General features: G+C 56.3%; 7 protein-coding genes and 4 pseudogenes. 8 read left to right on the top strand and 3 right to left on the bottom strand.

Annotated elements, in window-relative coordinates:
• Window positions 1-40 precede the first annotated feature (40 nt).
• From CO655_RS28370 to CO655_RS28355, 4 genes are all read left to right on the top strand, one after another.
• A complete protein-coding gene (locus CO655_RS28370; RefSeq protein ID WP_097667539.1) occupies window positions 41-1,306 on the top strand; it encodes an NAD(P)/FAD-dependent oxidoreductase in 1,266 nt (421 codons plus the stop codon).
• Window positions 1,307-1,601: 295 nt separating this feature from the next.
• Window positions 1,602-2,567 (top strand): AraC family transcriptional regulator, encoded by a 966-nt coding sequence (locus CO655_RS28365; protein ID WP_097667538.1) that lies wholly within the window; start codon window positions 1,602-1,604, stop codon window positions 2,565-2,567.
• Window positions 2,568-2,859: 292 nt separating this feature from the next.
• Window positions 2,860-5,121 carry a methyl-accepting chemotaxis protein gene (locus tag CO655_RS28360; protein ID WP_097667537.1) on the top strand — a complete coding sequence of 754 codons (2,262 nt, stop codon included), beginning with the start codon at window positions 2,860-2,862 and terminating at the stop codon, window positions 5,119-5,121.
• 175 nt (window positions 5,122-5,296) lie between these two features.
• A complete protein-coding gene (locus tag CO655_RS28355) occupies window positions 5,297-8,095 on the top strand; it encodes an EAL domain-containing protein (RefSeq protein ID WP_097667536.1) in 2,799 nt (932 codons plus the stop codon).
• A gap of 744 nt (window positions 8,096-8,839) precedes the next feature.
• Here CO655_RS28355 and groEL read toward each other — a convergent pair.
• Window positions 8,840-9,067, bottom strand: a pseudogene (gene groEL / locus CO655_RS34505) (chaperonin GroEL); the annotation flags it as partial.
• 294 nt (window positions 9,068-9,361) lie between these two features.
• Here groEL and CO655_RS28350 point away from each other — a divergent pair.
• Window positions 9,362-10,281: pseudogene (locus CO655_RS28350) on the top strand (zincin-like metallopeptidase domain-containing protein).
• A 110-nt stretch (window positions 10,282-10,391) separates the two neighbouring features.
• On the opposite strand, the gene CO655_RS28345 reads toward CO655_RS28350, so the two are convergent.
• Together CO655_RS28345 and CO655_RS28340 are read right to left on the bottom strand one after the other, a co-directional pair.
• A complete protein-coding gene (locus CO655_RS28345) occupies window positions 10,392-10,574 on the bottom strand; it encodes a hypothetical protein (protein WP_097667535.1) in 183 nt (60 codons plus the stop codon).
• 769 nt (window positions 10,575-11,343) lie between these two features.
• Entirely contained in the window at window positions 11,344-11,715 is a 372-nt protein-coding gene (locus CO655_RS28340) for a hypothetical protein (RefSeq protein WP_004673403.1), read from the bottom strand.
• A gap of 98 nt (window positions 11,716-11,813) precedes the next feature.
• Between CO655_RS28340 and CO655_RS28335 the strand changes: the two genes are divergently transcribed.
• From CO655_RS28335 to CO655_RS28325, 3 genes and pseudogenes are all read left to right on the top strand, one after another.
• Window positions 11,814-12,350 carry a hypothetical protein gene (locus CO655_RS28335; RefSeq protein ID WP_097667534.1) on the top strand — a complete coding sequence of 179 codons (537 nt, stop codon included), beginning with the start codon at window positions 11,814-11,816 and terminating at the stop codon, window positions 12,348-12,350.
• Between the two features lie 3 nt (window positions 12,351-12,353).
• Window positions 12,354-13,022, top strand: a pseudogene (locus tag CO655_RS28330) (lytic transglycosylase domain-containing protein).
• Window positions 13,019-13,317: pseudogene (locus CO655_RS28325) on the top strand (TrbC/VirB2 family protein). The pseudogenes CO655_RS28330 and CO655_RS28325 overlap by 4 nt, the downstream one beginning before the upstream one ends.
• Window positions 13,318-13,320 lie beyond the last annotated feature (3 nt).

The raw sequence follows: 13,320 nt of genomic DNA, 5'->3' as shown, positions 1-13,320 counted from the left end.
GAGGCGCGCGCCCCGAGCGCGCAGGTTTGAGGGAGACGAAATGGATACGCATCGAGTTGTCGTAGTCGGCGGTGGCTTTGCCGGACTCCAGTTAGCGAAGGACCTCAAGTGTCCCGACACTTCCATAACGATCGTCGACAGGCGCAACCATCACCTCTTTCAACCGCTCCTCTACCAAGTTGCCACGACTGTATTGGCAACCTCGGAGATAGCCTGGCCCATCAGAGCATTGTTCAGAGGACGAAAGGATGTATCGACGCTGCTGGGCGAGGTTGTTGGCGTTGATACCGAGGCACGCGTAGTATCGCTCAAGGATGGGAATGCTATTCCCTATGACACGCTCGTTCTCGCGACAGGTGCAAGGCACGCCTATTTTGGCCGGGACGAGTGGGAGCCGTTTGCGCCCGGGCTAAAGGCACTCGAAGACGCGACGACCATCCGGCGGCGGCTTCTTCTCGCGTTTGAGAAGGCCGAATTGGAGGCTGATCCCGAACGGCGGAAGGCAATGCTCACGTTCAGCATAATCGGAGCAGGCCCGACAGGCGTGGAGATGGCTGGGATTATAGCGCAACTGGCCCAACGAACCCTTGTTGAGGAGTTCCGTAGCATCGACACCAGATCGGCGCGCATCCTTCTCATCGAGGCAGGTCCACGTGTCCTACCCGTGTTCCCGGAAGCACTTTCGAGATATGCCGAGCAGTCGCTAATCAAGATGGGCGTCGAAGTGAGAACAGGCATTCCCGTGACGGCATGCAACGAGAACGGCATCGCGATCGGAGATGAGTTCGTTTCAAGCCGGACCGTCATCTGGGCTGCGGGGGTGCAAGCGTCGAACGCCGCCGCCTGGGTCGGTGGTGAAAAGGACAGGGCGGGTAGGGCGGTCGTGCAGCCAGATCTGACTGTTGGCGGTAAGCCCGAGATTTTTATTATTGGAGATACTGCCTCCGTGAAGGCCGCTGATGGAACACCCGTCCCCGGAGTGGCTCCCGCCGCCAAACAGCAAGGCAAATATGTCGCTTCGGTAATTGAAGCACGACGTCTGGGTACACCCACTCCAAGTGCGTTCAGATATAGGCATCTGGGAAACCTGGCTACCATCGGGCCGAATTCGGCTGTTATCGACTTCGGGAAGATCCGGCTCAAGGGCGGAATTGCATGGTGGATTTGGGGGCTTGCCCATATCTACTTCCTGATAGGTACGAGGAGCAGATTGGCAGTGGGATTAAGCTGGCTATGGATCTTTGTTTCCGGCCATCACTCCGCACGTTTGATCACGCAAAAAGAAACCTTAAAGGATGAGGTTTAGTCGCTAGCGCGAGCACGCCCGAGTCTGCTGGGCCGTGAATGGAGGCCATCGAAGGCCAGACATTGGGAATCGGTTGCGAAGCGATGGTTGGCAGCAGGTAACAATTCTGTCGGAGTTCCATAGATAACAATGATTGATCTTCGCACTATCAACTTAGGCGACTTCGACTGCGTCGAATTCACGGCGAGGACTGGCCGCGACAAGTCAATTGCCCTGTCCGCCTGTCGTTAGCGATAGGCGGGCCTCATGCTTGAATACCGTTTCGGGAAGGAAGTGATGATGTGGAGAGTTGAGAGTGTCCCCCTCTAAGATTGACCATTTCTCGCTCAAAGGTACCTGCAGCGAGGAACTCGCGGCAGCGCTTTCGAGGCTTTCCCCGCAATCTGAAGCGCATGTACATGGCGATAAGACGATCGCCTACGATGTACATGCGATTACCAATGGTCCGATTGCAGTTATTGCCGCGCACTACGAGGGCGACCTAACGGTCCAGCACCGGGGACCGGCGGAGGCAAACATCATCATGCTTCCACTACATGGGCGATCGGTCGTTACCGTTGACGGCAGACAAATCCCGTCAGAGGGAACGCGGGGCGTTTTCGTGAACAGTATGTCGGCGAGTACGACCCAATTCATTGGGCCCAGGAAACATTTGGGGCTTAGGATCGCCCATGATGAGCTGACGCGCCGTTTGGGATGTCGGCTCAATACGCCAATAAGAGGCAGCCTCGATTTTTCGCCAGAAATCGACCTATCGGTCGGGTTCGGCTCCCTTTTGGTTCAACTGGTACCAGTGCTGTATGCTGGATTACGAGACGGAACCCTCCTTCAATCACCGATAGCACTTCATCACCTCACTGAAACGACGATGGAGCTTTTGATCGAAGCTGCGCAGCATCGCTACTCATCTGAGTTATGCCGCGTTGCTGATTCACCCTTACCCAAGGCCGTTAAGCGGGCGGTCGACTATATGCGTGCCAATATTACTCGGCCGCTATCTCTTGAGGAAATCGCAACGGCTTGTGGCGTAAGCCGACGCACTCTTCAAAGCGGTTTTCGCAACTTTCGGAATACGACCCCTCTGGCATTCCTGCAGCACCTACGGTTGGAATTAGTGCATCAGGAACTGATGACAGGCGAACCTGGCCTCTCGGTCACGCAGGTCGCGCTGAAATGGGGCTTCGTGCATAGAGGCAGATTTTCTGCGGACTATCGCAAGCGCTATGGGGTACTTCCCTCGGAAACATTGCGTATATCATAAGCAGATTGCGCCGACCGAGCTACGATCAGCCGGCACGCTCGACCGTCCTCAAGGCTTGTAGCAACAGCACTCTCCAGAAAAGCCGACTGCCTCGGCCCAAGATCTGTCTTGCAGATGATCCCCTGAACGCGACGATGTTCCGATCTGCGCAACGCAGTTCAAGACCACTACAGGGATTAATCTTATAGTAATTATGCCGAGGTCATCTCACACATAGCGGTCAATGTCGCAATGTTCTGGACCGCGTCGCTAATGGAAGCCGGTGTAATTTATAGTCGTCTATGAGGAACATATGTCGAGACTGCCGCTATCTCTACTTTTAATGATTTTGGCAATTATCCCGTTGACGGCGTTCGTAATCATCGGAGTATCAACATCACTGGGATATTACCGAGAATACTCTACCTTCCGCAGCGCACAAACAACGCAGCGACTTGGGCGGGAAGGCGGATTCCTCGCCCAAGCTATAGCGGCGGAAGCGTTTGCAGGCGCCGACGTGCGTCGGGCAAAGCAAGCTGCATCGGACAGGGCTTTTACAGCGGTCTTTTCCGCTTACGACTCTTGGAAAAAGGCATTCGACGATCCGGCCATAGAACGGGCGGTACAGATCATTCGTGAAAGGCGGGACAATATCGATAGCTTCCGCCGGCGCGTCGATGACGGAACGGCTAGCGAGGCGGAGGGAGCTGTTGCTTTGCGCCCAGCTGCCCTTGCAGGCTTGGAGCTCGTCCGTCGCACTGGGGCGACTGTCAATGATTTGGATTTAGCACGCCAAATTACCGGTTTTCACGCGCTCATGCAGATCACGGAAGCTAGTTTGCTGGAGATCAGGCCCGGCCGAGCCTACGTCAAAAATTCAGCCATGTCCGTCGATCTATTTTCGTCCCTCTTACAGTCAAAAAATCTAAAGCAGCTTTATGTACCTGCGATGCAGGAATTTCTCCCCGCCGATCTCGTCAAATCTTATGACGACTTCGAGGCCAGCGCCGCAGGCAAGTTCATCGCGGGCGTTCGCGATCAGATGTATGCAAACCAGCCGGGCGTTTCCTTCCCCCCCGAGACGTTGGATCGATGGAATGAAATCACCCAACAGCGGGCTGCTTTGTTGACCGCACTCATTATGCGCACCGGCGACGAGTTGGACGAGATGGCATTTCAGCGTTACGCCGATCTTCGCAATGCCTTTATCGGCTACTCCGGCGCCACGCTTCTGATCATGTCTACGGTACTCATTTTGTGCATTTCGGTCGTTCGGAGAATTTCAAGCTCCATTCGGACTCTGACAAGCCGAATGAAGGCACTCGCAGAAGGCGATACGTCGGCGCCGGTGCCCTTGACGATCCGACGCGACGAGATCGGGGACATGGCGCGTTGCCTTGAGTTTTTCCGCGGCGCGGCCATACAGAAAAGTAACCTGGAGACATCCGCGGAAGCTGAGCGCATTCGTTCTGACCAAGAGAAGCTGGATATTCAGGTAAGGGCGGAAAAAGAAGCAGAAGAGCGCCTCATCCGAGCGACGACGGCATTGGCAACCGGGTTGAAGCGGATGGCGGATGGAGACTTGATTTATGAGATTGAGGAGCCGTTAGCGCCACAGTTTGAAAGTTTGCGCAGGGATTTCAACGCTTCCATTCGTCAGCTCCGGGACGTGCTTGTTACCGTCGGCCATTCAGTCGAAACGGTCACGAATGGCAGCTCGGGCGTCTCGGCCGCATCTGAAAATCTTTCAAGACGCACGGAGCAGCAGGCGGCTTCGCTCGAGGAAACTGCAGCGGCGTTGGAGGAGATAACCGTCAACGTTGCATCGACCACGAAGAGGACGGCTGATGCGCGCGGAGCCGTCCAACAGATGCGAGATCATGCGGAAATGTCCGGTCGGGTTGTACGCGATGCTATCGGCGCCATGAATCGCATTGAAAACTCCTCCAAGCAGATTTCCCAGATCATCAGCGTCATCGACGCGATCGCCTTCCAAACGAACCTCCTGGCGCTGAACGCCGGCGTCGAAGCAGCGCGTGCTGGCGACGCGGGAAAAGGCTTTGCGGTTGTTGCCCAGGAGGTCAGGGAGCTTGCACAGCGCTCAGCGACAGCGGCAAAAGAAATTAAGGATCTCATCGGCAATTCAGCTCTTGCCGTCGACGAAGGCGTAAGGCTCGTGAGTGAAACCGGATCGGGCCTGAGAACGATTGAAGAGCTTGTGCAGGATGTAAATCTTCATATGGACGCAATCGCAACGGCCTCCCAGGAACAATCGTCGGGCCTGCGCGAGATCAACGGCGCGGTCAACCATATGGACCATGCCACTCAAGAAAATGCGAGCATGGTCGCGGAGATGAATACTGCAGGATCGCACCTCGCTCAAGAGAGCCAAAGCCTAGCCGCACTGTTGAAACATTTCCACTTCAAAGACGAGAGCGGGAAGCCACAGAAGGTCACGGGCGAACTTGGCAAGAGCTTCCCGCCCGGTCAGACAATGGTTGACCGCGGAGACTATCCGATGCGCCGTGGTAACCTGGTGCTCGCGCCTTCGAATGATGATTGGCAAGCGTTCTAAATGATATGGGCGGCGTCGCCGACCACATGCAAATACACGTCTTTGATGATTCTGAATGAGAGCGATATCCCGATGGGGTAGCGGCATGGTACTCCGCCAAATGACTTGTGCGGTCCTAACAAAATGCTGGCTTGACGCATGATTGCTCAGCCACGTGACAAAGCAGGACAGGCACATGAAACACGTACGTCAATCGGAACGCACATCCCGCCCCGAACAGCCTGTGGAAGTGCAGATGGCGACTGATGCTCAAATCGACCAGGGGCGTGGAGCCTTCCGCAACGCGGTCAATGCCAGCCCTCCGCTTGCCACGGGCACGGCCCCGCCATTTTCGGAAGCCTCCGTTGTCCGGCCATCGCACGGTCACGACGCAGATGTCGCAAGTCTGAAGCAACCGTTTGAGAAGGCTTTCCGGGCGAATCCCCGGCATCCTGCGACAAACGTCGACTTGCCATTTAACGCCGAAGAGATGTCCAGTGCCGTCGTACTCGACGCGATCCCGTTACCCGTCTTCTTCAAAAACAGAGATGGGATACACCTTGGTTGCAACAGGGCCTTCGAAAGCTTCTCCGGCCGCTCAAAGGGAGATATTATCGGAAAAACCGTTTTCGATTTGGTGCCCGCACCCATAGCCGAGACGTATGCCGCGTTGGACGAGGCGCTTTTTGCAAATGGCGGTGTTCAGCAATATGAAGCAAAGGCCACCACCGAGAATGGTGGTGTCGTTGATCTTTTACTCAGCAAGACCGCAATCACTGATATCGCTGGTAACAGGATCGGCTTGGTTGGCGCGATGTTGGACATCACAGAGCGAAAACGTGCGGAGCATGATCTCAAAGAGGCTCTTGAATTCGCAGAGGGAATTATTGCCGCCATTCCTGACGTTCTGTTCGAGGTAAATGCCGACGGTCGCTACCTGCAGGTCTGGGCAAGGAATCAGGAGATCCTGGCGCAGCGAAAAGAAGTGCTGCTCGGCAAGCTTGTCCGCGATGTGCTCCCTCCAGATCAGGCCGACATCGCTATGCTGGCTCTTGAAGAAGCCGATAAAACCGGCGCCTCCTACGGTCGTTGTGTCCGTATAGCCCTACCAAACGGCGAATTCCGTTGGTTTGAACTGTCGGTCGCAAGGCGACCAAGCAGCAATCACTCAACCGTCACTTTTCTGGTGTTATCTCGCGATATTACCGAACGAAAGCACGCCGAGGGCACAACTATTGAAGCTCGGGCTCGCCTCCTAAGTGTCCTGCAGACCATTCCGGATATGGTATGGCTGAAAGACGTAACAGGCAAATATCTGTTGTGCAATCATGCCTTCGAAGAATTGGTCGGCAAGGCAGAAGCGGAAATCGTCGGGAAAACGGATTATGACCTGTTTACTCCCGAACTAGCCCAGTTTTTTCGTGACAAGGATGAGGAGGCCATGCAGGCCGGCCGTATTCTCATCAATGAGGAACGGTTTACCGCTCACGAGGACGGTCGATCAACGCTTTTGGAGACTCGTAAGGTTCCGGTATTCACGGGGGGAAAGCTGATGGGGATCCTCGGCGTCGCCCGCGATATCACCGAACTGGACACGTCCCGTAAGAAAATCCATCAGATGGCATTCTACGATTCTCTGACCGGCCTGCCTAACCGGACACTTTTCAATGAACGGCTACGCGAGATGATCGGGGACGCGGCTTCGGCGGGCCAGCGAGCCGGGGTGATGCTGATCGACATGGACCATTTCAAAGCGATCAATGACACTATGGGACATCCCGTCGGTGACGAGTTGCTGCGGCAGGTGGCGACACGCATGAAAAAAGGCGTCCGTGCCAGCGACACCGTGGCGAGACTCGGTGGAGATGAATTTGCAGTCTTACTGCCCAATGTTCAGGACAATGACGATTTGGCTCAAATTGCCAGCAGAATGCTTGCCGCATTCGGCGAACGCTTCATGCTTTCCGACAGGGAGATCTTTGTATCCTGCAGCATCGGGATATCGGTATTTCCAAATGACGGCGACGCTCCCGACGATTTGGTGAAATATGCGGATTCTGCGATGTATTTGGCGAAGCGCTCGGGGCGTAGCAACTTCCGCTTCTACTCAAAGGATCTCACGATTGGGGCTGAAAAGCGCCTAGCGCTAGAATCAGACCTACGCCTAGCTTTGAAACATGAGCAACTTGAACTCCATTATCAGCCAAAGGTCCTATTGGACAACGGAAAGGTGATCGGTTCAGAAGCACTGCTACGATGGCATCATCCGAAGATGGGAATGATCCCTCCGGGAGAATTCATAGGTGTCGCCGAGGAAACGGGATTGATCATCGATCTTGGACGATGGGTGCTGCATGAGGCGTGTTGCACGGCTGCCGTCATGAATGCAGATGGACTGCCCCCGCACAAGATTGCGATAAATTTGTCTCCTAAGCAGTTTCAATGCCCGCGTTTGTCGCAAACGGTGGCGGACGTATTGCAGGAAACCGGTTGTCGTGCGGAGTGGATCGAGGTTGAAATAACTGAGAGTCTCCTGCTCCATAACTGCGAGGGCGTTTCGACGACACTCTCTCAATTGCATGCGAGCGGAATTTCCATAGCGATCGATGATTTCGGCACCGGCTACTCATCTCTGAGCTATTTGGCTAACTTTCCCATTGATACCCTCAAGATTGACCGGTCATTCATCAATCGATCCGACAAGCGAAGTAGAGAACTGGTCAAGGCAATTCTCTCAATTGCGCGCTGCCTAGGGCAAAATGTAGTCGCTGAGGGCGTGGAGACGGTCGATCAAGAAAAATTCTTGGCTGAAAGCGGCTGCGCTGTGGCACAGGGGTTCTACTATAGTAAGCCCATCCCGAAGTCCGAACTTCTCGCTGCAAACGCAGCGCCCGAGTTCTCTCGCTGTGATTCCCATCTTACGCCGATGCCCGCAGAGGAAGGGGTGGCACTCATGCGCTTGCCTCCCGCATCTGTTGGGACCCGAACCGCGTGAAGCCTACCACTAACAGCGCGCAGGATCCACGCCACCTGCGGCGCTGTTTATACCGCACCCATCCAACGGAAGCCCAAACTACTCTGGGCGATTGGATAAAACGCGGACCAATAGGAACTACTGAAAACTTCAGGTGCTTTGATGTTCCGAAATATGCAAGCCCTGTACCGAATTGCGCGACGAAACATACGTTGACGTGTTTTCGCTTTCGATTGCCATTGCAAAGACGTGCCCAGTAAAATCTACTATTCTGAGTCAATATCGTCAAAAGCATAACCGTGCAAAAGCTCATCCCATTTCCCCATCCGAATAGAAAATCTGCGGATTTGAAAAGTTCAACTGCGAATTCGAATGGCTCCGGACATTTCGACATCATACAATCGCTGAAATCGGAACTTCACGATTTGGCTAGTGCCGTAAATCAGTTGGAGGCGCTATGTGAGTCATACCGATCCCAAGCTGATACGTGCTCGCAACCTGACTGAACGACTGAGCGTCCGCGCTTGTCATCGTATTCCCTATGACCCTCTCTGGGCGTGGCGGCCAGTGGTTCGTTGAATCTTGCCAAACGTTCCCGGATCCCACCACTTCCCGAAGACGGGAGCTTCAATTCGATCAACTCGAAACTTTCGGCCATTTGAACGGGTGGCGGAAAAAAACGCCAGCGATTGCGCCGTGATTTCGTAATGGTTCTGCCTATTTGCTGAAGGCGGTCGGCCGATTGGAATGCTCCATCAGACCTCAACTTACCGGCAGCAAGGACTGCAGGTTCGATAGCTTCTTTTCGTAAATGAGGATATACGGATCCTCGAACTCTACCCGCATCTTGTCCTGGTTGGCGACGAAGTAGGGGCTGAGGTACGCGGTCGAATTGCATGCGCGCGAAGACTACGAGTTTGGTCTCGGCGGTCTTTGCTTCCTCGACGAAATGGCACTCTCGTTGCTAACCTTCTCCATTGCGTCGACGAGGAACGGCCGCGCAAGGTCGATGCCACGCTTCGGGTCCATCGATTCATCCCGGACGCTCCCGCCTTGCGTAATAGACTGGATTTTTCATCTCTGCCTGGGTTTCAAACCAGTCTCGCCGTGGTGTTGCTGCATCCCGTCCTGCCCCGGCTTTTGGTCCTGCCAGGCTCGCGCTGCCCGCAACGGCTTTGCCGTCCTTCAATTCGTTGCGGCCCTGCGGGTGCTGGCCGCACTTGCAGCCCGGCTTTTGGACCGCCGTAGCAGGTCGCGATGGCCGCGACCTCGAACGGAGGTTCATACATGAACAGGCAGCAATCCAATCAACGATCCGATATCTACAGCCGCATCACCACCAAGATCATCGCCGATCTCAAACAGGGCGTCCGTCCATGGACCAAGCCGTGGACGGCGGGAGGCGGGACAGCCGAGGTCAGCCGGCCACTGCGCCACAATGGCCAACCAGACAGCGGCATCAATGTTCTGCTCCTCTGGTCTGAAGCCATCGCCCGCGGCTTTGCATCACCAAGGTGGATGACGTCTCGCAGGCAATCGAGCTTGGCGGCGCCGTCCGCAGGGGCGAAACCGGCACGACCGTCATCTTTTCCAGCTCTTTCATCCGCGCCGAGACGACGGAGACAGGCGCCGAAATCGAACGCGACATCCCCTTCCTCAAAACCTACACCGTGTTCAACACCGACCAGATCACCGGCCTTGATGGCCTTGCCCATTCCATCGCGCCTGACCAGGATTGGATGAGCCGCATCGGTGCTGCCGGCCGCTTCTTTGCCAATACCGGCGCCCTGATCCGCCATGGAGGATCGGCGGCCTATTATGCTGCTGCCCGTGACTACATCCAGATGCCGTGCTTCGACGCCTTCCGGGACGATGCATCCTATGTCGCCGTTCTCAGTCACGAGATGACGCACTGGACCGCTGCACCGCGAAGGCTCGATCGGGATCTCAGCCGCTATGCGAAAGACAGGAGCGAACGCGCCCGCGAAGAGCTCATTGCCGAACTCGGCAGCTGCTTTCTCTGCGCCGATCTTGGTATCGTCCCCGAGCTCGAACCACGCCCCGACCATGCAAGCTATCTCGATGACTGGCTCAAGGTTCTCGGCAGCGACAAGCGTGCCATCTTTTCAGCGGCAGCTCATGCCCAGCGCGCGGTCGACTATCTGCATGACTTGCAGCCGGACCTCAACGAGGAGGAGGCGGCGTGAGCCGGCTCCTTCTTAGCCACCCGGACGCCGCCCACTGCCGCGACCCGACGGCCGCAAGCTCCTATCCCGCGAACCGGCGTCTAAAATCGTCAGGCATTGACCTCGCGCAGCTAGTGGGGCGTGTTCACCGGCATATTGAAGTGACGCGCGAAGTATTCCGACGGCGTCGTCATGCGGCCCGTGGTGAGAACCAGCGCATCCCCTCGACCGTCGATGCTGAAAATCACGCGACTGTCCAGGCTTGCAACCTCCTCCGGCAGATCCTCCCTTAGCATCGCGATGGCGGAAGCCATCGTCCGCCGAGGGCGAACGAGAACGATGTCCCGCGCGAACGAGTCGTCGTGCGTAGCATCGAGAGAAGCGTTGATGACAGCGGGTCGTCGGATGATCTATTTGGAACTAGCAAAAAATATTGCTTTGATAAATTTGCGCTGACAGCTTTGGCCGCGGCCTCAACACGAGCGGGTGCCTGCAGCCGCTGGCGCGCATTGGAAAGATGGAGGCGGACGGTTTGAATGGATAAGTTTCAGTCTCCTATGGATAGCACCGTCACTATCGCCGTCGGATAAAAGCTGCAACAACCTCTTTCCTGTTTCGTCAGATCCTGCCTGGGATTAGCGATCTCTCCGTCCAAACGCGTTGGACCCGTTCATGAAATCTGTTTTCGCTTGGCGCGTAATGCCGGATAGACACTGGAGAGCCAACCATCGGCGCCCTCACCGGTAGGTCATGTTCCAGCCGAGTTCGCCGGTGCGCAACGCGCTCCATATGCTGAGCGGCGACGGAGATAGGGAACGCACGGGCGGGGGCAGTCGGTCCCGCCTCCCTTGACGGCCGCTATGCTGAGGCTCCTGCGGCTGCCCTTGTTCCGCCCTTAGCGTGGCGAGAATTCCCGAAATCCGCCTCACGGCGCCGCTATGCTGATTTCTCCGATACTCTTCATTGTTCGATTGCAACCCGCCTGCGGGCGAGTTGCCCCATTTATTTCTGATCGCTGCCGGCAACGATACGATCGGGAGTGCCAGATGATTCGCATCTCACTCCATTAAAGCCGAAAATCAGTCAGTTTAACCCCGCCTCCTGGCTGGCGCGGAAAGAGCTCAGCTTGCTCAGGAGGTCCTGAGAGATCTCGAATTGCCGCGCCGTCCCCCGGCCCATGGCGTTCTTCCCCATCGTCTCCACCAGCATTCCCCGCTTTACCAAAAGGTCGACCGTCTCCTTCACACCGCTTCGCGTCAGCTCGGTAATCTCAATAATATTCGAAAGGGTTAGCTTCTGGTGGGCCTGAGTCATCGTGTAGAGGATCGTCATCATGCCGATCTGCTTCAGCCTCGCCTGCGGAGTCTCGTCCTCCAGCGGATGGTCGAGGATCTCATGGAGAATGAGTCCGGAGAAGGCAAGGTTGTGCCATTGCGTTTTAATCGCGCTTGTCATGTCATTTAACTGTGTTATATACGATAGTATGAATGCGGGCAGGCAGATTGGGTCTCCCGAAACGCAATAGGGCGCCATCGTCTCGAAGGATCCTGTTCATGAAAAGCCTTCTCCTGAATTCACTGCTTACGGTCTGCTTCGTTGCGCCACCCTATCTTATTTTCGGCAGTAAAGCGCGGGCCGAGGATTGGGGATGCCAGGTTATCCTATGCCTTTCCAATCCCGGCGGGCCGACGCAATATGCCGAATGCCGGCCGCCGCTCCAGAAGCTGTGGCGGGAGCTTGCCGAGGGGCACTCATTCCCGACCTGTAGCGGCGTCGGTTTTCAGAGTTCGCGGCCGGGCTATGAACCCTATTATTGCGATGCGGGGTACAAACTCACGACTGATAGCGGTCGCAGCGGTCGGCAAGCAACCTGCGTATCGACATCGCCGCAGCCGGTGAGCAACAGCCTCTGCTGGGATGGGAACGACTATACTTCCCGCGACAATTCGGTCCTGTCGCCACATTGGCAGCGCGTGGACGGGCACCGGCAGTGCATGGGCTATCCGATAAGTCGTCCGAATGTGCGATCGCAGCCGCACTATGTCGATGTCACCATCGACGGCGCCGGTAAACAGCGCGTTTGGTACTGACCGATGGGTGCTGCGTTTGTCGAAATCGCGCAAACCTGTGCGCCGATGGTTCAGGTAGAGACGCTGGCCGGCGTTGTCAGCCTCGAGAGCCGGTTTCAGCCCTTCGCCATCCGCATCAACACGGGCCCGCCGCTGGCCGCTCAACCCGTATCGAAGGCGGAGGCGATCGAGGTTGCCACGTCCCTGATTGCCGATCGCCAGGATCTCCAGATCGGCCTTGGCGGCCTTGGCATCGAGCACCTTCAGAAACTAAAGCTATCCGTCGCCGACGCCTTCGATCCCTGCCGGAACCTCAAGGCCACGGCCACGCTTCTCGACGGATACTACCGCGCCGCATTACGCGCGGGGGATCCGGCTCAGGCCGAAAGGGTGATGCTCTAGTCCTATTATGGCCGCGATGATCCATCCCTCGGCGCCATGGCCAAATATGACGAGCAGGTACGCCAGGAAGCAAAGCAGTTATCGCCAACGCTTGCCTCGCTCACCATTGGCGAACGCGGTGACCAGGCCGGGTCGGGCGGGCAACCACAGGATGAGGTGGTACCAGCACTTCCCGAACCGCCTTTACAACCCTCCTAAACCGTCGAGGCCCCATCCTGGGACGTGTTCAGCTCAAGGCGGCAATCCTCGGCTCTCGTTTACCAGAATGATCGATCGGAGCAAAGTGAATGATCTTCAAAGGCCCTCTTCGCCCCCTTGCCGCATCTACGCTGATGGCGGCCGCCATTGTCATCTGCCTGGTCGAGCCAGCTTTCGCCCGGCCGCCGGCATCGAAACCGTGCTGCAGAACATCGTCGACATGCTGACCGGCAATATCGCCCGTCTGCTGGCGGTCATCGCCGTCATCATCATCTGCATTGCCTGGATGTTTGGCTACATGGATTTGAGGAGGGCCGGCTTCTGGATTATCGGGATCGGCGGCATTTTCGGCGCCACCGAGCTGGTCAACACCATCGTCGGGAATTGAGCG

It is taken from the genome of Rhizobium sp. M1 (assembly GCF_002531805.1).
GTDB classification, from domain to species: domain Bacteria; phylum Pseudomonadota; class Alphaproteobacteria; order Rhizobiales; family Rhizobiaceae; genus Rhizobium; species Rhizobium etli_C.
The sequence above is the reverse complement of the archived record's forward strand: the minus strand, read 5'-3'. Positions and strand labels throughout refer to the sequence as shown.

Excerpts from the sequence above, each read along its gene's own strand:
- CO655_RS28355 (WP_097667536.1), top strand. The coding sequence starts at position 5,297 with ATGAAACACGTACGTCAATCGGAACGCACATCCCGCCCCGAACAGCCT.
- CO655_RS28370 (WP_097667539.1), top strand. The coding sequence starts at position 41 with ATGGATACGCATCGAGTTGTCGTAGTCGGCGGTGGCTTTGCCGGACTC.
- CO655_RS28340 (WP_004673403.1), bottom strand. The coding sequence starts at position 11,715 with ATGACAAGCGCGATTAAAACGCAATGGCACAACCTTGCCTTCTCCGGA.
- CO655_RS28360 (WP_097667537.1), top strand. The coding sequence starts at position 2,860 with ATGTCGAGACTGCCGCTATCTCTACTTTTAATGATTTTGGCAATTATC.
- CO655_RS28335 (WP_097667534.1), top strand. The coding sequence starts at position 11,814 with ATGAAAAGCCTTCTCCTGAATTCACTGCTTACGGTCTGCTTCGTTGCG.
- CO655_RS28345 (WP_097667535.1), bottom strand. The coding sequence starts at position 10,574 with ATGGCTTCCGCCATCGCGATGCTAAGGGAGGATCTGCCGGAGGAGGTT.